We start from the raw sequence: 19,468 nt of genomic DNA, 5'->3' as shown, positions 1-19,468 counted from the left end.
CGCATGAACACCCGCGTGAACGCCGTGCTGGCCGGCAAGGACGATGCCCTGCTGAAAGACGCCTGGCGCGCCGGCCTGAACCTGGGGGCGCCCACCTTGCTGGGCATCGCCGCCTGGGGCATGGTGGTAGGCGTGGCCATGGTGAAAAGCGGCCTGACGGTGGCGCAGGCTGGGGCCATGACCCTGTTTGTCTTTGCCGGCTCGGCCCAGCTCGCGTCCCTGCCCCTGCTGGCCGCGCAAGCGCCCGTGTGGGTGATCTTCGCCACGGCGCTCGTCGTCAATTTGCGTTTTGTTATCTTTTCCGTGCTGCTGGCTCCCCATTTCGCGCATCTGCCGTGGCGCCAGCGCTTTGCGCTCGGCTATGTGGCGGGCGACATCACCGTGGGCCTGTTCCTGCAGCGTTACCCGCATGAAACGCCGGACCCGGCCAAGCTGCCTTTCCTGAAAGGCTTGATCTACCCCAACTGGCTGGCCTGGCAAACCGGTTCCTTCATCGGCATCGTGCTGGGCGCCGTCGTGCCGGCCGAGTGGGGGGGCTGGGTTTTGCGGGCACGCTGGCGATCCTGTGCGTGACGGTGCCGCTGATCCTCAGCCGCGCCGCCCTGTGCGGCGTGCTGGTGGCGGGCGCGGTGGCCGTGCTGGCCTTCAGCCTGCCGTATAAGCTGGGCTTGCTGGTGGCTGTGGTGGCGGGCATGGTCAGCGCCATGGCCGTGGAAGAATTGACAGAAAAATGGACAAAACGCCATGTTTGACGGCATAGACTGGGGCAGGGCCGACGTGTGGATCGCCATCGCCGTGCTGGTGGTGGCCACGGCCGCCACGCGCAGCACCTTCTGGCTGATCGGCCACCACATCACCATTCCGCGCCGCGTGGGCGAGATGCTGCGCTATGCGCCGGCCTGCGCGCTGGCGGCCATCATTGCGCCCGACATGCTGATGGACGGGCAGCAAGTGCACTTCGACTTGTCCAATTTGAAACTCTTGTCCGGTATTGCCGCCACGCTCTTTTTTGTGATTCGCCGCAATATGCTGCAAACCATCGTCTTCGGCATGCTGGTTTTCACGGGCTTGCGACTGTTGCACGTTTTTCAGTAAAGCAGGACAAATCGGGGATTTGCTCTGGTCATTGCGGTAAAATAGCGCACTTCCTTCCACTCGTCATCTGGATCGCCATGTCAGCTGTTCTCAACTTCATCCGTCTGCAAGATTTGATCGCCCAAAATGCACTGCAAGGCAAGCGCGTGTTTATCCGCGCCGACCTGAACGTCCCGCAAGATGACAGTGGCAAGATCACCGAAGATACGCGCATCCGCGCCTCGGTGCCGGCCATCCGTGCCGCCCTCGACGCTGGCGCCGCCGTCATGGTGACGTCGCACCTGGGCCGTCCGACGGAAGGCGAGTTCAAGCCAGCCGACAGCCTGGCGCCCGTGGCGGCCCGCCTGTCCGAGCTGCTGGGCCAGGAAGTTGCACTGAAACAAAACTGGGTCGATGGCGCCGGCCTGGAAAACCTGGCTGCCGGCCAGGTCGTCCTGCTGAAAACGTGCGCGTCAACAAGGGCGAAAAGAAAAACAGCGATGAGCTGGCGCAAAAAATGGCCAAATTGTGCGATATCTACGTCAATGACGCGTTCGGCACGGCCCACCGCGCCGAAGCGTCCACGCACGGCATCGCCAAGTTTGCCCCCGTCGCCTGCTCCGGTCCGCTGCTGGCCGCCGAACTCGATGCGCTGGGGAAAGCCTTGCACGCGCCAGCCCGCCCGCTGCTGGCCATCGTCGCCGGTTCGAAAGTGTCGAGCAAGCTGACCATCCTGAAAGCCCTGTCCGACAAGGTCGATAACCTGATCGTCGGCGGCGGCATCGCCAACACCTTCATGAAGGCCGTCGGCTTGAACGTCGGCAAGTCGCTGGTGGAAGCGGAACTCGTCGAGGAAGCGAAAGCCATCATCGAGATCATGGCCAAGCGCAGCGCGCAAGTGCCGATTCCCGTCGACGTCGTGTGCGCCAAGGAGTTTTCGCCGACGGCTGCCGCCACCGTCAAGGACGTGGCCGACGTGGCGGACGACGACATGATCCTCGATATCGGCCCGAAAACGGCCGCCCTGCTGGCGCAGCAGATCGCTGCCGCTGGCACCATCGTGTGGAACGGCCCGGTCGGCGTGTTTGAGTTCGACCAGTTCGGCAACGGCACCAAGACCCTGGCCCTGGCCATTGCCGAGTCGAAAGCGTTCTCGATCGCCGGCGGTGGCGACACCCTGGCGGCGATTGCCAAATACGACATTACCGATCAAATCAGCTATATCTCGACGGGCGGCGGCGCTTTCCTGGAGTTCCTGGAAGGCAAGACTTTGCCTGCAGTGGAAATTCTCATGCAACGTGCTGGCTGATCCAGCCTGACTGTCGTGCAATACCAAGCGCAGCCTGACCGCTGCGCTTTTACCTTGCCGGATGCCTGATCAACCGGCCTTGCTCACCTTCGCTCGCGCACAAGGAATCCTATGCCACGCGGTACAAAAATCGTAGCAACAATCGGCCCGCCTCCACCGACTTCGATATCCTGGTCAAAATGATACGTGCGGGCGTCGACGTGGTGCGCTTGAATTTTTCCCATGGCAAGGCGCAAGACCATATCGACCGCGCGGCGCTGGTGCGCCTGGCGGCGGCCGAGTGCAGGCGCGAAGTGGCCATCATGGCCGACATGCAAGGGCCGAAGATTCGCGTCGGCAAGTTTGAAAACACGCGCATCGAGCTGGAAGCGGGCGAGCGCTTCATCCTCGACGCCAAGTGGGGCGAAAACGGCGAGCTGGGCAACCAGGAGCGGGTCGGCCTCGACTACAAGGCCCTGCCGCGCGACTTGCACAAGGGCGACGTGCTGCTGCTGAACGACGGCCTCATCGTGCTGATCGTCGAGCGCATCCAAGGCAGCGAAATCCACACCACCGTCAAGATTGGCGGCGAGTTGTCGAACAACAAGGGCATCAACCGCCAAGGCGGCGGCCTGTCCGCGCCCGCGCTGACGGCCAAGGATATGGAAGATATCAAGACGGCCATGAGTTTCCAGGCCGACTATCTGGCCATTTCCTTCCCGAAATGCGCGACGGACATGGAAATGGCGCGCCAGCTGGCCAATATCGCCGGCGAACCGTACCACCACAAGCCGATGATGATCGCCAAGATCGAGCGCGCGGAAGCCATTCCTGCCCTGCAAGAAATCCTCGACGCGTCCGACGGCATCATGGTGGCGCGCGGCGACCTGGCGGTCGAGGTGGGCAATGCGGCCGTGCCGGCCTTGCAGAAACGCATGATCAAGATGGCGCGCGCGTCGAACAAACTTGCTATTACGGCAACGCAGATGATGGAATCGATGATCGTCAACGCCGTGCCGACCCGCGCGGAAGTGTCCGACGTGGCGAATGCCGTGCTCGACGGCACGGATGCCGTCATGACGTCGGCCGAAACGGCCTCGGGCAAGTACCCGATCGAGACGGTGGAAATGATGGCCGCCATCTGCGTGGAAGCGGAACAGTCCGAATACAACAAGCTCGACGCCGACTTCCTCAACGTTACGTTTACCCGCATCGACCAGTCGATTGCCTATGGCGCGCTGTTTACGGCCCACCACCTGCGCGTAAAAGCCATCGTGGCGTTGACGGAATCCGGTTCCACCGCTTTGTGGATGAGCCGCCACAGTATCGATACGCCGATCTACGCGCTCACGCCAAGCGTGACGACTTTGCGCAAAGCCGCGCTGTACCGCAATGTTCGGGCGTATCATCTGATGCAGAACGCCCCCAGCGCGCAAGTGCTGAAGCAGGCGGAAGAGCTGCTGGTGGCGCAGGGCATCGTCAAGAAGGGCGACATGATCGTCGTCACCTGGGGCGAGCCGATGGGCCAGGTGGGCGGCACGAATGCCTTGAAAATTGTCAAAGTAGGCGAATTCGACTAAACGTAAGAATTCAGGCGCCGCCGCGGTCATGAACCGCGAAGCGCCGCAACGGTTTCTATTGTTCTCTGGAGTATTACCATGTCTCTCGTATCCATGCGTCAACTGCTGGACCATGCCGCCGAAAACGGTTATGGCATTCCTGCTTTCAACGTCAACAACCTGGAGCAAGTGCAAGCCATCATGGCTGCCGCCGATGCGCTCAACAGCCCGGTGATCATGCAGGCGTCCGCTGGCGCGCGCAAGTACGCCGGTGAAGCGTTCCTGCGCCACCTGATCGACGCCGCCGTCGAAGCGTATCCGCACATTCCCGTCGTCATGCACCAGGATCACGGCCAGTCGCCGGCCGTCTGCATGGCCGCCATCCGCTCGGGTTTTACTTCCGTGATGATGGACGGTTCGCTGGAAGCGGACGGCAAGTCGGTGGCTTCCTACGAATACAACGTGGAAGTGTCGCGTGAAGTGGTGAAATTCTCGCACGCCATCGGCGTGACGGTGGAAGCGGAACTGGGCGTGCTCGGTTCGCTGGAAACCATGAAGGGCGACAAGGAAGACGGCCACGGCGCCGACGGCACCATGACCCGCGAGCAACGCTGCTGACGGACGTGGCGCAAGCGGCCGACTTCGTGCAGCGCACCCAGTGCGACGCCCTGGCGATCGCCATCGGCACCTCGCACGGCGCCTACAAGTTTACGCGCAAGCCGACGGGCGACATCCTGGCCATCGACCGCATCAAGGAAATCCACGCGCGCATCCCGAACACCCACCTGGTCATGCACGGTTCGTCGTCGGTGCCGCAGGAATTGCTGGCCATCATCCGCGAATTCGGCGGCGACATGAAGGAAACCTACGGCGTGCCAGTCGAAGAAATCCAGGAAGGCATCCGTCACGGTGTGCGCAAGATCAACATCGATACCGATATCCGCCTGGCGATGACGGCCGCGATCCGCAAATACCTGTTCGAGAACCCGTCGAAATTCGACCCGCGCGACTTCCTGAAGCCAGCCCGCACTGCCGCCGAGCAAATCGTGCGCGCGCGCATGCAGGCTTTCGGCTGCGAAGGCCAGGCGTCGAAGATCAAGGTCATCACGATGGAAAAAATGGCCGAGCGCTACAAGGCCGGCGAGCTGTCGCAAATTGTGAAGTAAAATTCTGTCTGGAACGGGCCGGAAGCAATGCTCCGTGCCCGATTTTCTCGACCGGCGGGCGCCTTCCCTGCCTGCCGGTTTCGTTTCATCCAACTATTCCCCCGCTATGAACAGCCTCTATCAGACTTCTATCCATTCCCTGCCATTGCTGGGCCACGGCAAGGTCCGCGACAACTACGCCGTTGGCGACGACAAGATCCTGATCGTCACCACGGACCGCCTGTCGGCCTTCGATGTCGTCATGAACGAGCCTATCCCCGGCAAGGGCAAGGTCCTCAACCAGATGAGCGATTTCTGGTTCGAGAAACTGGGCCACATCGTGCCGAACCACCTGACCGGCGTGGCGCCGGAATCCGTGGTGGCGCCCGAGGAAGTGGAGCAAGTGCAAGGCCGCGCCGTCGTGGCCAAGCGCTTGAAGCCCATCATGGTCGAGGCAGTCGTACGCGGCTACATCATCGGTTCGGGCTGGAAGGATTACCAGGACACGGGCAGCATCTGCGGCATCAAGCTGCCAGCGGGCCTGCAACAGGCGGAAAAGCTGCCGGAACCGATCTTCACCCCGGCGGCCAAGGCCGAGCTGGGCGAGCATGACGAAAACATCAGCTTTGCTGAAATGGAAGAGCGCATCGGTGCCGACCTGGCCGCCAAGATGCGCGACGTCGCCATCGCGCTGTACAAGACGGCCGCCGAGTACGCTGCCACGCGCGGCATCATCATCGCCGACACCAAGTTCGAATTCGGCCTGGACGACAATGGCGTCATGCATCTGATGGATGAAGTGCTGACGGCTGACTCGTCGCGCTTCTGGCCCGCCGATTCGTATCAGCCTGGCATCTCGCCGCCATCGTTCGACAAGCAATTCGTGCGCGACTACCTGGAAACATTGACCTGGGGCAAGACCGCACCGGCGCCCGCGCTGCCGGCCGACGTCATCGAAAAAACCCAGGCCAAGTACTTTGAAGCCATCGAACGCCTGACGGGCGAGAAGCTGAAGGCCTGAGATGAGCGAGCAGAATAAGCCGCTGGTCGGCGTCATCATGGGTTCGTCTTCGGACTGGGACGTGATGCAGAACGCTGTTGCCATGCTGAAACAGTTTGGCGTGCCGTACGAAGCGCAAGTCATTTCCGCGCACCGCATGCCCGACGAGATGTATGCGTACGCGAAAAGCGCGCGCGCGCGCGGCTTGCGCGCCATCATCGCCGGCGCCGGCGGCGCCGCCCACCTGCCTGGCATGGTGGCGGCGATGACCATCGTGCCCGTGCTGGGCGTGCCCGTGCCGTCGAAATACCTGCGCGGCGAGGATTCCATGCTGTCGATCCTGCAAATGCCCAAGGGCGTGCCGGTGGCCACCTTCGCCATCGGCGAAGCGGGCGCGGCGAATGCGGCGCTGACGGCCGTGGCGATGCTTGCCGCCAACGACGACGCCCTGGCCGAGCGGCTGGAAGCGTTCCGCGTGACGCAAACGGCCGCCGCCAAGGCCATGGTCTTGCCTGAATAATGTGTTTGAAAAATAATGAATAGTAAATCGACTTCCCCATTGCTGCCCGCCGCCAACCCACCGGCGTGGCTGGGCGTGATGGGCGGCGGCCAGCTCGGCCGCATGTTTGCCCAGGCCGCCCAGAGCATGGGCTACCAGGTTGCCGTGCTGGAACCATCGGACGCCTGCCCTGCGGGGCAGGTGGCGCAGCGCTTGGTGAATGCCGGCTACAGCGATGTAGCCGGGCTTGACGCCCTGGCGGCGCAATGCCTGGCCGTCACCACCGAATTCGAGAACGTGCCGGCCGGCAGCCTGTCGCGCCTGGCCGAACGCGTGTTTGTGGCGCCGAATGCCCACGGCGTGTCGGTGGCGCAAGACCGCATCGCGGAAAAGCGTTTCTTTGTCGACTGCGCTCCGAAATCGGGCGTGCTGCCGGCGCCGCACATGGTCATCGCCACGCAGGCCGATTTGACGCCATTGGTGACGACTTGCTGCCAGGCATTTTGAAAACCGTGCGCATGGGCTATGACGGCAAGGGCCAGTTCCGCGTGCGCACGCGCGACGACGTGCGCGCCGCGTTCGCGGAAATGGGCGAGGTAACTTGCCTGCTGGAAAAGATGCTGCCGCTGGCGTATGAAGTGTCCGTGCTGACGGCGCGCGGCGTGGACGGCGAATCGGTCGTGTATCCGATCGCCGAAAACGTGCACCGCGACGGCGTCTTGTTTACCACCACGGTGCCGGGCCCGAACGTGTCCGACGATTGCGCCGCCAGGGCGCAGCGGGCGGCGCAGGCGATGGTTGCCGAACTTGGCTATGTCGGCGTGCTGTGCATTGAATTTTTCGTGCTGGAAGATGGCAGCCTGGTGGTCAATGAGATGGCGCCGCGTCCACACAACAGCGGCCACTACACGATGGATGCCTGCGTCACCAGCCAGTTTGCGCAGCAGGTGCGGGCCATGGCGCGCCTGCCGCTGGGGCGACGTGCGCCAGCATTCGCCGGCCGTGATGCTCAACATCCTCGGCGACGCCTGGTTTGCCGACGGCAGCGATGTTGCCTGCGAACCGGCCTGGGACCGCATCCTGGCCCTGCCGGGCGCCTGTTTGCACCTGTACGGCAAGGACGATCCGCGCCGTGGCCGCAAGATGGGCCACCTGACCTTCATCGCGGCCAGCTTGCAAGAGGCGCAGCAGCGCCTGCGCGACGCTTGCCTGATCCTGGGAATCGCGCCGTGAGCGTGCCCGCACACGACCTGGCGGCGGCCGCCGCCGTGCTGGAAGCGGGCGGCCTCGTCGCTTTCCCGACGGAAACGGTGTATGGCCTTGGCGCCGATGCGGAAAACCCGGCCGCCGTGGCGCGCATTTACGAAGCCAAGGGGCGGCCTTCGGACCACCCCGTGATCGTGCACGTGGCGCCCGGCGCCGACCTGGGGCACTGGTCCGACGACATCCCCGAGGAAGCACGGCAGCTGGTGGCCGCCTTCTGGCCCGGTCCGCTGACCCTGATCGTCAAGCGCGCCGCGCATATTCCCGATGCCGTTTCCGGCGGCCAGGATACGGTGGGCTTGCGCTGCCCGTCGCATCCGGTGGCTATCGCATTGCTACGCACCTTCAAGGGCGGCAAGGGCGGCCTGGCGGCGCCGTCGGCGAACAAATTCGGCAACGTCAGCCCCACCACGGCGCAGCACGTGCGCGATGAATTCGCGGCGGAACTCGATAGCGGCTTGCTGGGCCTGGTCCTCGATGGCGGCCAGAGCGACGTGGGCATCGAGTCGACCATCGTCGACCTGTCGCGTCTGGCCACGCATGGCCCCGTGCTCTTGCGTCCCGGCCATATCAGCAGCGAACAGATCGCCGCCGTCATCGGCCGCGCGCCGGCCGTGGCGGACGCGGCCGCGCCGCGCGCCTCGGGCACGCTGGAATCGCACTACGCGCCACATACGCCTGTTGCGATGCAGCACAGCGACGAGGTGCGCGCCACCTTGAACCGCCTGCTCAACGACGGACGCCGCGTGGCCCTGATCCACTACTCGGATCTGCCGCCGGCCAGCGCCAGCGTGCGCCTGGCGGCCAACCCGGAAAATTACGCACATGCGCTGTATGCCTCGCTGCGCACGATGGACCAGGTCGGCGCCGAGCTGATACTCGTCGAAGCACCGCCCACCGGCCCCGCGTGGCTGGGCATCAACGACCGTTTGCGGCGCGCCGCCTTCGGCTCGAGTGGCATCTTGCAGCAATTTCTATCCGCATCATAAAAAGCCCCGCAAGGGGCTTTTTCTTGATGCAGCGCAATAGAGATGCTTGCCACGAACCATATTAAATCCTCCATAATTCAGCGGATCGTCCGGTCGTGACAGGGCGCTGTCGGTGTTGTTATTTCGTTGATTTTTAAAACATATTTTCTATGCAAGCCCGAGGAACGATGGCATATTAGTTGGGTAGCGAATAGCACGTCCGTTCGTTTAGAAACCAAAAAAAGACCGAGGAGACAAAATGCATCAAACAAAATTCGCGTTGGCCGTGCTGGCTGCGGCTGTCCTGGCAGGTTGCGGCGGCGCCAGTGGCGGTGATCAAGCCTTGAAAGTCAAATACACGGCGCAGGTGTCGTTCGGCGACAGCCTGTCCGACGTCGGTTCGTATGCCGTGGGCACCGTGGCCAAGCTCGGTGGCGGCAAGTTCACCATCAATGGCGACAATACCAAGATCAATCCTGAACTGACGGGCAAGAACTGGACCGAGCACCTGGCCGCGCAATTCGGCCTGGCCGCGCCATGCGCCGCCGAGACCGGTCTGGAGGGCGATGCGGCGAAGGGCTTGTCCGTGCCGCGCGTCAAGCATGCCGGCTGCTTCGGCTACGCCATGGGCGGTTCGCGCGTGACCAACCCCGTCGGCCCGAACAATAAATTGGCAGGCGGTACGCTGGGCGCCCTGACCGTGCCCGTGGTGACGCAGATCGCGAACCACCTGGCAGTCTCCGGCGGCAAGTTCAGCGGCACGGAAGCCGTCTTCGTGATGGCCGGCGGTAATGACGTGCTGTTCCTGCTGAGTGACTTGCAAGCGAAGGCGACCGCTGCTGGCCTGGCTGCCGGTGCGACCGCCGGTGCGCAGGCTTTTGTTACCAATCTGGCGACGGCTCTGGCCGCCGGCGCTACCGTTCCCTCGACGGCGGTGCAGGCCATCGCAGCGGCGATTGTGACGGAAAATGCACGTCCCGGCCACACGGACGCGTCCGTGGTGACAGCTGCTGCCACTGCCGCTTACATGGCGGGCAATCTGAATGCACCAGCGTTGGCGGCCGCCGCCGCAACCAAGGCCAAGGCCGACGCCACTGTCACCGGCAACGCCGCCGGTGCCAAGGCCGGCGCCGATTACGCTGCGGCGAATGGCCCTGCACTGGTTGGCGCCATGAAACAGGCGGGAATCGAACTGGTGGCACTGGTCAAGGACCAGATCATCGCCAAGGGCGCCAATTATGTGATCGTCAACAATCTGCCGGACGTGGCCGGCACGCCATCGGGCTTGGGCAAGGATGCCAATACCAAGGCGCTCATCAATGCCATGGTCAGCGCCTTCAACGGCGAACTGAGCGGCGGCCTGAATGGCAATGCGAAAGTCTTGCTGGTCGACGTGTTTGCCGTCAGCCATGACCAGGGCGTCAATCCTGGCCCGTACGGCTTGACCAACGTCACGGAAACGGCGTGCGACCTGAACGCGCCAGGCAATCTCCTGGGCAGCTCGCTCGTGTGCAATGGCACGAACCTGAAGGCAGGCGACGTCAGCCACTACTCGTATGCCGACGACGTGCATCCTACGCCGTTCAACAACCTGTTGCTGGCCCGTTATGTGGCCAAGGACATGGTCGTGCGGGGCTGGCTGTAAGGGATGGCCGCACCGGCTGTGCCTGCGAGGCGCGGCCGGTGCCGGCAGCGACAAGACTCGAAAGCGGAACACTCCGCACATACTGAATCAGGAGACAAGATGAAGAATCGTTTGAATACCGCCGTACGCGTGCTGGCCGCGGCTGCCGCGATGGCCATGGCGACGGGCGCTTCGGCGCAAAGCGCAGGCACCTGGATGGCCAAGGCTGGCCTCAACAAGATCACGCCGCACGTGGACAGTGGCGACATTTCCGCGCCTGCACTGCCGGGCACGAAGGCCGATGTCAAGGCGGATACCAAGCCCATCCTGACCTTTGCCTACATGATCACGGACAATATTTCTGCTGAAATGATCCTGGGCGTGCCGTACAAGCATGACTTGATCGGCGATGGTTCCATCAAGGGCACGGGCAAGCTGGGCACGGCGGAAGCCTTGCCGCCGACGGCCTTCATCCAGTACCGTTTCTTCCAGCCCAATGCGATGATCCGTCCTTACGTGGGCGCGGGCTTGACGTATGCCTATTTCCAGAAGGAAAAAGGCTCGGGCCAGATGACGGCCTTGCTGGATCCGGGTGGATCGCCCGTTACCTACCGCATGGACAACAAGCTGGCAGGCAGCCTGGTGGTCGGCAGCACCCTGGCCCTCAACGAGCGCTGGTTTGCCGACGTGGCCGTGGTCAAGACCTTCCTGAAAACCAAGGCGAAATTCTCGACGGGGCAGACGCAGGACATCAAGCTCGATCCGCTCGCCGTGAGCATCAGCATCGGGTATAACTTCACCCTGTAATGTAAAAAAAATCCGCCTCGGCGGATTTTTTTTTGTGCCGCGGCTCAGGCTTGCGGTGTATTGAACTTTCCATTGTGGAAGATCAAGGGCGCTTGCGCGGCAAACGCGCATTGTTCCACTTCGCCCACGAAAATGACGTGGTCGCCTTCCGGATAGCGGCTGCGGTTGTGGCATTCGAACCAGGCCGACGCGCCTTTCAGGATGGGCTGGCCCGTGCGCGACAGTTCGTACTCGACGTCGTCGAAGGGATTTGGCGTGCGGCGCGAAAAGCGCGTCGCCAGTTCCGCCTGCTCGGCGCCCAGCACATTGATGACGTAATGCGAGTTGCCGCTGAAGATGGGCATGCTGTTCGCCACGGAACCGAGGCTCCACAGCACCAGAGGCGGCGACAGCGAAACGGAATTGAAGGAACTGGCCGTCAAGCCGCGGAAACTGCCGTCGGCCAGGCGCGTCGTGATGACCGTCACGCCCGTGGCAAACTGCGACAGTGCCTGCCGGAAATGTGTCGTATCGAATTCTTGCGCGGGCGCGCGGGGAGAGCGTGTGTTCATGGGTGACCTGTCTATTTGCTGACATTATGCCAAAAATCGGCGGCGCCAGCGCAATCGTGGCCGGCCTGGCCCTATGTGCGGTGCGCTACGCACCGTTTCAAGCGGCGCTGCAGGCCATGGGGCTTTGCGTTACAGTGGTGAAATGATAAGTCGCAGTAGCGTTGCGGGAGGACATCATGAATCAACAGACGGAAGTGGCGGTACTGGGCGGTGGCTGTTTCTGGTGCCTGGCCGCCGTGTACGGGGAAGTGCGCGGCGTGACGCGCGTCGAGTCCGGCTACACGGGGGGCAGTGTGCCCGACCCCACGTATGAGCAGATTTGCACGGGCGACACGGGTCACGCGGAAGTGGTGCGCCTGGAATTCGATCCGGCCGTCATCAGCTATCACGACTTGCTGGAAATCTTTTTTACGCTGCACGATCCCACCACCCTGAATCGCCAGGGGAACGATGTCGGCACGCAATACCGTTCCGTCATCTATTACCAGTCGGCCGAACAGGAAACAGTGGCGCGCAAGGTGCTGGCCGAGATGGCCGGCGTATGGGATGCGCCGATCGTCACGCAACTTGCGTCGGCGCAAGTCTTTTACCGGGCCGAGGATTACCACCAGAATTATGTGGAACAGCATCCCTTGCAGGGCTATTGCGCCCTGGTCGTCGCGCCCAAGGTGGAGAAATTCCGCGCCATGTATGCGGGGCGCCTGAAGTAAACGCTCCGCGCGCCTGTCAGGGCGTGAGCACGGGCGCCGGCCTTGTTTCCTGCGTATTCTCCTGCGCATACATGTAGTTGCGCGACCAGGGCAGCGTGGAAGAGCGCCGGCCCGCCTTCACGCAGACGATCTGGTACAGGCTGATCAAATCTTGCTCGAAGGCATAGGCGCAGCCGGCCAGGTAGACATGCCAGATGCGGAAGCGCCGCTCGCCCGCCAGCGGACGAATTTGTTCGGCATGGGCTTCGAAATTCTCCGTCCACAGGGCGCAGGTGCGCGCATAGTGGCGCCGCAGGTTTTCCACGTCCAGCACTTCCAGCCCCCCTTGCTGCATGGTTTTCAGGACATTGCCGATGTGCGCCAGTTCGCCGTGCGGAAACACATATTTTTCGATGAATTCGCCGCCCCCGTACGGTGTTTCGCCATTCTCCGGGTCGGTGGAGGTGATGCCGTGGTTCATCGCCATGCCGTCCGGCGCCAGCAGCTTGTTGACGATGGAAAAGTACTCGGGTAAATGCTTGAGGCCCACGTGCTCGAACATGCCCACGCTGGTGATGCGGTCGAATTGGCCCGTCACGTCGCGGTAGTCCTGCAGGCGGATATCGATCAGGTGGGCCAGGCCGGCCGCCGCCACGCGCTCACGCGCCAGCGCGTACTGGTTTTCCGACAGGGTCACGCCCACGCAGCGGGCGCCATATTGCTGCGCGGCACGAATAACGAGCGCGCCCCAGCCGCAGCCGATGTCGAGCAGGGTCTGGCCCGGCTGCAACTGGATTTTCTTCAGGATATGGTCGATCTTCTTGACTTGCGCCTGCGCCAGGGTTTCGTCGCCGTGTTCGAAGTAGGCGCAGGAATACACGAGGGCGGGGTCGAGGAATTGCTCGTAGAAGGCATTCGACACGTCGTAATGGTAGCGGATGGCTTCGGCATCCTTGCTCTTGTCGTGCGTAAAGCTGCGCACGATGCGGGCCAGCTTGCCTTCCGGTTTCAAGGTGTTGCGCGCCAGGGCATTGCAGATGGAAATCATGTCCATCGCCGTCCCCTGACCTCGATATTGCCTTCCACATAGGCCGAACCCAGATTGGCCAGCGAGGGGTTCAGCAGATAGCGGGCCGAGGCGACGGTCGGCAGGCGGATGGTGACGCGGGGCGCTTCGCTGGACAGGTCAACGTGCTGGCCGTTCCATAATTCTATGCGCAGCGGCAAGGCGGTCTTGCTGCGGATGCCGGCAATCCAGGACTTGAGTTGGTTTTGTACAAACAAAATGGCCTCCAATGATGCGGCCCAGGCTGCGGCCGCAAATTGAGAAACAATGTCATTTAGTAACTTCTACCCTCATAGCCTACACTGATATTGCACAGCTTGCTTTGCGCCGCCTTGACTGTCCTGCTTATGGTTGCAAGCGTTGCATGCTCCATTGCCCGTCAGCACCGCGTGTAAACACGATGCGGTCGTGGAAGCGCGAGCGGCGTCCCTGCCAGAATTCGATGCGTTCCGGTTGCAAACGGTAGCCGCCCCAGTGGGCAGGGCGCGGCGGCTGCGCGTCGCCGACGGCGGCGGCCACGGCCTCGTAATGGCTTTCCAGCGCGGCACGGTCGGCGATGGGCACGCTTTGCTGCGAGGCAATGGCGGACAGCCGGCTTTGCAGGGGGCGCACATTGAAATACTCGTCGCTCTCGGCCGCCGTGGTTTTCACCACCGTGCCCTCGATGCGCACTTGCCGCTCCAGCTCGCGCCAGAAGAACAGCAGGGCGGCGTGCGGGTTGTGTTCCAGCTGCCGGCCCTTGTCGCTCTGATAATTCGTGTACCAGGTAAAGCCGCGCTCGTCGAATTGCTTGATCAGCACGATGCGCGAGCTGGGCTTGCCGTCCGCACTGACGGTGGCCAGGTCCATGGCGTTCGGCTCCATCACTTGCGCGTTGACGGCCTCGGCAAACCATTTCTGGAACTGGGCGATGGGATCGGCCAGCACATCCGTCTCGCTCAGGCTGGACTGGACGTAATCGGTGCGCATGGCTGCCAGCACGGCGGCCGGGTCTGCTGCCTGCACGGGGGCTTCCGCTGCATCGGGCGCGATGCCGCGGCGGCGCTGCATGGCCGTGCCCAGCTGCTCCATCTGCTGCGCGCTGAACAGGCGCTTGGCCATCGGCGCCAGCTGGCCCTCTTCCTTGCTCATGTGGGCCTGGTAGGCGGCCACATAGTCGCGCACGCCATGGGCCGACAGCTGCACGCCCGTGCCGGCGGCGATGGCATCGAGTTCCGGGCGCAGGGTCAGCCAGGCCTGGTCCATGCGCTGGTGGTCGGCGAGGATTTCCGGCACCAGCGTCGCCAGCAGGGCCGCATCGTCGCCCGTAGCGGTCGCTTGCAGCATGGGCATCAGATCCTGCTCTTCATCGTCATGGTGCAGATGGGCGGCTTTATTGAAATATTGCAACACTGCCTTGGCCGCCTGCTGCGCGTCCGCCGTGTTGCCGTGCTGCACCAGGTGGGCCAGCAGGTTTTGCAATGTGCTCAGCTGCTTGCGGATCTTGTCGTGGCAATGCTTGAGCACGGCGATGGGCTGGTCAAAGCCGGGAACGGAGTCGAACAGGGGAGTGGTCATGGCGAGTTCTCGTGGTGGGCGGTGTGGGGGCGCGGCGACAGTCTGGCCTTGTCGCTGTGTCAATCCGGCTATTTTAGAATATCCGCCAGCGCAGTGTCCGTTAAAATGGCGCCATGCATACCTCCACCAATGAACTAATTTCCATGGACTTGACCGAGATCGATTTTGAGCGGCGTTTCGGCGGCATTGCCCGCCTGTATGGCGCACCTGCGCTGGCACGCTTCCGCGCCGCCCACGTGTGCGTGATCGGCGTGGGCGGCGTCGGTTCCTGGATCGTCGAAGCGCTGGCGCGCAGCGCCATCGGCCGCCTGACCCTGATCGACCTCGACAATGTTGCCGAATCGAACATCAATCGCCAGATCCAGGCCATGAGCGACACCATCGGCAAGGCCAAGATCACGGCCCTGGCCGAACGCATCGAATTGATCAATCCGTTTTGCCAGGTCACGCAGATCGAGGATTTCATTACCCCCGATAATCTGGAGCAGTTGCTGGGCGGGCGCGATTTCGATTACCTGGTCGACGCCATCGACAATGCCAAGGCGAAAGCGGCCGTGATTGCGTATTGCCGCGCGCGCAATGTACCGATGCTGACCATCGGCAGCGCGGGCGGGCAGACGGACCCGACCCTGATCGCCGTGCGCGACCTGTCGAAGACGGAGCAGGAACCGCTGCTCAAGCGCGTGCGCAAACTGTTGCGCACCGAATATGGCTTTCCGCGTGGCATCAAAAACAAATTCAATGTCGACGCCGTGTTTTCCATGGAACCGCTGAGCACGCCAGAGAGCGCGGAAGCATGCGCCATCGATGGCAGCGCGCCTGCCGGCGTGACGGGCCTCAATTGCGCCGGCTTCGGCTCCAGCGTGGTGGTGACGGCCAGCTTCGGCATGGTGGCGGCCGCCCATGCGCTGAAAAGCTTGCGCCAGGACAAAGTTGCTGAAGTGCCAGTGCCGGACGCTGCTTAAGTTCACCGCCTAAGTCAGTTTGCGGCTGGCCACGATGCGGTAGTCGCCGCTGCTTTTCAGCGATTCCACCAGCACCAGCTCGTCCGCCTGCCAGGCGATGGGCGCGAAATCCTGGCTGGCCGGCGGCGGCGCCTGGCGCGCCAGGGTCACGTGCGGCGTAAAACGGTCGTGCTCAAAGCGGGGCGCCAGGCCCCGTTGCGCCAGCGCATGCATGCAGGCCGCGCGCAAGTCGAGCAAGGCGGGCGACGGTTGCGCCAGGGCGGCCCAGGCCAGCGCCAGCTGCGTAAAATGACTGGCGTGGTCGAACAGCAAGGGCATGGGACGCGCCGGCAATTGTTCCAGGATATCTTGCAGGGCCGGCAGCTCGCTGGCCGGGCGCTGGCCCAGGAAGGCCAGGGTCAGGTGCAGCTTTTCCGGGCGCACAGGTTTGCCGTCCAGCAACGCCTGCCAGGCGGCCAGGGCCGTGCGCGTGGCCGCATCGGGCCACAGCGCGTAAAACAGGCGGGGACTATGGATATCGGGCGACAAGTTTTTCCTATCGTTGCGGCGGTTTGCTATGATTGGCGTTCCCTGCCTCTTGCATTGGCAGAGATCTCACCGAAACTCACTGAAAGAATACATCATGACGCGTAGCTCCGTTTTGTTTGCCCTGATCTGCTCCGTCGCCGCGTCGCTGGCGCAGGCACAGGCGCCAGCGCCTGTTCCCGCCTCGGCCGTATCGCTGAGCCCCGGCCCTGTCGCCGATAAATTGATCTTGATCGACAACAAGGTCGGCACGGGCAAGGAAGCGTCCGCCGGCAATACCGTGGTCGTGCACTACACGGGCTGGCTGTACCGTCCGCTGGCGAAAGATTCGCGCGGCAAGAAGTTCGACAGCTCCGTGGGCCGTGGCCCGTTCGACTTCCCGCTGGGCAAGGGTATGGTCATCAAGGGCTGGGACCAGGGCGTGGCGGGCATGAAAGTGGGCGGCAAGCGCACCCCTGATCATTCCTGGCGAACTGGCCTACGGTCCGCGCGGCGCCGGCAATGGCGACATTCCGCCGAACTCGGCACTGATCTTCGACGTGGAACTGCTGGACGTGAAGTAATTGTTCAGTTTCGGCAGCGCACCACGTGCGCTGCCGTGAAAAAGCGGTAGACTGGTTTCTTCTGTAATTGCTGTGGAGACTCCCATGAACATCGCCAACGACGTCACTGAACTGATCGGCAACACCCCCCTGGTGCGCATCAACCGCATCGCCGCCGGCAGTGTGGCCACCATCCTGGCCAAACTCGAATTCTACAATCCCGCCCACAGCGTCAAGGACCGCATCGGCCTGTCCATGATCGTCGCCGCGGAAGCGGCAGGCAAGATCCATCCCGATACCGTCATCGTCGAGCCCACCAGCGGCAACACGGGCATTGCGCTGGCCATGGTCTGCGCCGCGCGCGGCTACCGCTGCACCCTCGTCATGCCCGACACCATGAGCCGCGAACGGCGCATCCTGCTGCGCGCCTACGGCGCCGAGCTGGTGCTGACGCCCGGCAGCGAAGGCATGCTGGGCGCCATCCGCAAGGCCGAAGAGCTGGTGGCGGCCGACCCGCGCTATTTGATGTTGCAGCAATTCAATAATCCCGCCAATCCCGCCATCCACCGCGCCACGACGGCCGAGGAAATCTGGCGCGACACGGATGGGCAAGTGGACATCGTCGTCGCCGGCGTGGGCACGGGCGGCACGATCACCGGCATCGGCGAAGTGTTGAAGGAACGCAAGCCCGGCCTGCAAGTGATCGCCGTGGAACCGGAAGCGTCGCCGATGCTGTCGAAAGGCACCAAGGGGCCGCATCCGATCCAGGGCATCGGCGCCGGTTTCGTGCCGCAGATTTTGAACACGGCTATCTACGACGAAATCATCTGCGTCAAGAATGACGACGCGTTTGCCACGGCGCGCCTGGCCGCCAGCGATGAAGGCTTGCTGGTCGGCATTTCGTCGGGCGCCGCCCTGTGGGCCGCCCTGCAAGTGGCGCGCCGTCCAGAAAACGCGGGCAAGACCATCGTCACCATCATCCCGTCGTTCGGCGAGCGCTACTTGAGCACGGCTTTGTACGCGGGCCTGGGCGACTGATTTTTATTAAACAGCAGCGACAGGTCGATTCTTTCCGCCAGCGCCCGGTTGCCCGCGTCGCCCGGGTGCAGGTGGTCGCCCGAGTCGTAGGCGGGCAGCAGGCGTAGCGGATATGCCGGGTCGCGCGCCCAGGCGTCGAAGTCGAGCACGGCGTCAAACAGGCCGCTGGCGCGTATCCACGCGTTCAGTTGCTGGCGCAGCGCATCTTTTTCCTTTTGATAATAGTCGCTCAATGGCGTGCCGGGCAGGGCGCCTGCGAACGGCGTCACAGTGGCGCCGACCACGCGCACGCCGCGGCTGCGCGCCTGGGCCACCAGCTGGGCGTAGCCGGCCGTTAATTCCTCCAGGGTGGGACGCTGTTCCCGTGGCGCAAACGCCGTGCCGGGCCAGCTGATGTCATTGATGCCGATCAAGACGACCACCGTGCGCACGCCAGGCTGCGCCAGCACGTCGCGCCCGAAACGGGCCAGGGCGTTCTCTCCCATGCCGTCGGACAGCAACCGTCCACCGGAAATCCCCGCATTGAGCACGGCCACGCCGTGCGGCGCCAGGCGTTCGGCCAGGAAATCGGGCCAGCGCGCATCCATCCCCAGGCTGGCGCTGGCGCCATCGGTGATCGAATCGCCGAGGATGGCCACCGCTTGCGCCGCCGGCGCCGCTGCCACTTCGATGGCGCTGAGCAAGAGGCGCGCCGTGGTGGTCTGCACGCCCGTTTGCGCCTCGTCAATGCGCGCGGCCCGCGTCTGGTCATGCGGCGCGATCCACGCCGTTTCGCGGCCATCCCAGTGGAACGTGGCGACGGGACTGGCTTGCGGCAGGTGCACGCTCACCGTCAGCCGGGCCAGGTCCGGCACGGACAGGTCGACAGGGTCGCTGACGAGCGGCGCGCCCGGCGCCATGGTGGCCGCCGGCTGGCCGGCAAAGGTCAGCGTGCGCAGGCTGCCCGCTTCGATGGCCGAGCCGTTCGCCGCCAGGGCTACGCTGGCCGCACCGATGCGCAGCGGCACTTTGCCATATGCATTCGACAGCACGATGCGCACGCGCGGGCCGCCCACGCTGAGGCGCGCCACCTGGCGCACGGTTTGTTCGTGCAGCACGGCGGGCACGTTGGCGGGAAGCACAAAGTCGCTGCCCCACACGGCTTGCGGGCTGGCCGTCCAGCTGGCCAGCCAGCTGGTATCGTTGTTGGCGGCCTGGGCTGGGCTGGTGCCCAGTGCCAGGCTCAGCAGGGCGGTGGGGAGAAGGGAAGATCGTTGCATGGCGGCTCGCTTCATCAAGGGGAATGTGCGCATGATGCAAGCAAAGCCA

At 63.5% G+C, this 19,468-nt stretch carries 13 protein-coding genes and 7 pseudogenes; 15 read left to right on the top strand and 5 right to left on the bottom strand.

From position 1 onward, the window contains the following. The first annotated feature begins 3 nt into the window (after positions 1-3). The 11 genes and pseudogenes from ACQVLG_RS04475 (at position 4) to ACQVLG_RS04425 (ending at position 11,227) form a co-directional block, all read left to right on the top strand. A pseudogene (locus tag ACQVLG_RS04475) lies at positions 4-752 on the top strand (AzlC family ABC transporter permease). Next, complete coding sequence (locus tag ACQVLG_RS04470; RefSeq protein WP_230539069.1) at positions 745-1,095, top strand: AzlD domain-containing protein; 351 nt, start codon at positions 745-747, stop codon at positions 1,093-1,095. The pseudogene ACQVLG_RS04475 and the gene ACQVLG_RS04470 overlap by 8 nt, the downstream one beginning before the upstream one ends. Before the next feature lie 77 nt (positions 1,096-1,172). After that, positions 1,173-2,383: pseudogene (locus tag ACQVLG_RS04465) on the top strand (phosphoglycerate kinase). A gap of 111 nt (positions 2,384-2,494) precedes the next feature. Continuing rightward, positions 2,495-3,942 (top strand): annotated as a pseudogene (gene pyk / locus ACQVLG_RS04460) (pyruvate kinase). A 78-nt stretch (positions 3,943-4,020) separates the two neighbouring features. Next, positions 4,021-5,087, top strand: a pseudogene (gene fba / locus ACQVLG_RS04455) (class II fructose-bisphosphate aldolase). 106 nt (positions 5,088-5,193) lie between these two features. Continuing rightward, entirely contained in the window at positions 5,194-6,087 is an 894-nt protein-coding gene (locus ACQVLG_RS04450) for a phosphoribosylaminoimidazolesuccinocarboxamide synthase (protein ID WP_230539066.1), read from the top strand. Between the two features lies 1 nt (position 6,088). After that, positions 6,089-6,586: a 5-(carboxyamino)imidazole ribonucleotide mutase gene (gene purE / locus ACQVLG_RS04445; RefSeq protein WP_230539065.1), complete on the top strand. Its 498-nt coding sequence runs from the start codon at positions 6,089-6,091 to the stop codon at positions 6,584-6,586. 15 nt (positions 6,587-6,601) lie between these two features. Further along, positions 6,602-7,798, top strand: a pseudogene (locus ACQVLG_RS04440) (5-(carboxyamino)imidazole ribonucleotide synthase). Then, entirely contained in the window at positions 7,795-8,817 is a 1,023-nt protein-coding gene (locus ACQVLG_RS04435) for an L-threonylcarbamoyladenylate synthase (RefSeq protein WP_474293031.1), read from the top strand. The pseudogene ACQVLG_RS04440 and the gene ACQVLG_RS04435 overlap by 4 nt, the downstream one beginning before the upstream one ends. Before the next feature lie 238 nt (positions 8,818-9,055). Next, on the top strand, positions 9,056-10,441 hold the full coding sequence (locus ACQVLG_RS04430) for an SGNH/GDSL hydrolase family protein (RefSeq protein ID WP_474293029.1): 1,386 nt from the start codon (positions 9,056-9,058) through the stop codon (positions 10,439-10,441). 99 nt (positions 10,442-10,540) lie between these two features. After that, on the top strand, positions 10,541-11,227 hold the full coding sequence (locus ACQVLG_RS04425; RefSeq protein WP_230539061.1) for an OmpW/AlkL family protein: 687 nt from the start codon (positions 10,541-10,543) through the stop codon (positions 11,225-11,227). 44 nt (positions 11,228-11,271) lie between these two features. Here the strand turns inward: ACQVLG_RS04425 and ACQVLG_RS04420 are convergent, their stop codons facing one another. Then, a complete protein-coding gene (locus ACQVLG_RS04420) occupies positions 11,272-11,778 on the bottom strand; it encodes a flavin reductase family protein (protein WP_474293027.1) in 507 nt (168 codons plus the stop codon). Positions 11,779-11,954: 176 nt separating this feature from the next. On the opposite strand from ACQVLG_RS04420, the gene msrA reads away from it, so the two are divergent. Then, on the top strand, positions 11,955-12,488 hold the full coding sequence (gene msrA, locus ACQVLG_RS04415) for a peptide-methionine (S)-S-oxide reductase MsrA (protein WP_230539059.1): 534 nt from the start codon (positions 11,955-11,957) through the stop codon (positions 12,486-12,488). Positions 12,489-12,504: 16 nt separating this feature from the next. Here the strand turns inward: msrA and ACQVLG_RS04410 are convergent. After that, positions 12,505-13,751: pseudogene (locus ACQVLG_RS04410) on the bottom strand (class I SAM-dependent methyltransferase). Positions 13,752-13,878: 127 nt separating this feature from the next. Beyond that, the gene (gene pdxH / locus ACQVLG_RS04405) at positions 13,879-15,090 is read right to left on the bottom strand and encodes a pyridoxamine 5'-phosphate oxidase (protein WP_474293025.1); all 1,212 of its coding nucleotides are present in this window, start codon (positions 15,088-15,090) and stop codon (positions 13,879-13,881) included. 113 nt (positions 15,091-15,203) lie between these two features. On the opposite strand from pdxH, the gene ACQVLG_RS04400 reads away from it, so the two are divergent. Continuing rightward, positions 15,204-16,055: a tRNA threonylcarbamoyladenosine dehydratase gene (locus tag ACQVLG_RS04400; RefSeq protein ID WP_474293023.1), complete on the top strand. Its 852-nt coding sequence runs from the start codon at positions 15,204-15,206 to the stop codon at positions 16,053-16,055. A 9-nt stretch (positions 16,056-16,064) separates the two neighbouring features. On the opposite strand, the gene thpR is transcribed toward ACQVLG_RS04400, so the two are convergent. After that, positions 16,065-16,583 (bottom strand): RNA 2',3'-cyclic phosphodiesterase, encoded by a 519-nt coding sequence (thpR, locus tag ACQVLG_RS04395; protein WP_474293021.1) that lies wholly within the window; start codon positions 16,581-16,583, stop codon positions 16,065-16,067. Positions 16,584-16,776: 193 nt separating this feature from the next. Here thpR and ACQVLG_RS04390 point away from each other — a divergent pair. Both ACQVLG_RS04390 and cysK read left to right on the top strand, forming a co-directional pair. Then, a pseudogene (locus tag ACQVLG_RS04390) lies at positions 16,777-17,143 on the top strand (FKBP-type peptidyl-prolyl cis-trans isomerase). A gap of 84 nt (positions 17,144-17,227) precedes the next feature. Next, positions 17,228-18,160 (top strand): cysteine synthase A, encoded by a 933-nt coding sequence (gene cysK, locus ACQVLG_RS04385; protein ID WP_230539053.1) that lies wholly within the window; start codon positions 17,228-17,230, stop codon positions 18,158-18,160. Here the strand turns inward: cysK and ACQVLG_RS04380 are convergent. Continuing rightward, on the bottom strand, positions 18,121-19,419 hold the full coding sequence (locus tag ACQVLG_RS04380; protein WP_474293019.1) for an SGNH/GDSL hydrolase family protein: 1,299 nt from the start codon (positions 19,417-19,419) through the stop codon (positions 18,121-18,123). The genes cysK and ACQVLG_RS04380 overlap by 40 nt on opposite strands. Positions 19,420-19,468: the final 49 nt, after the last annotated feature.

It is taken from the genome of Janthinobacterium sp. TPC_1, from assembly GCF_056037845.1.
Note: the sequence above shows the minus strand (reverse complement) of the source record. Positions and strands in the feature narration are given on the sequence as shown.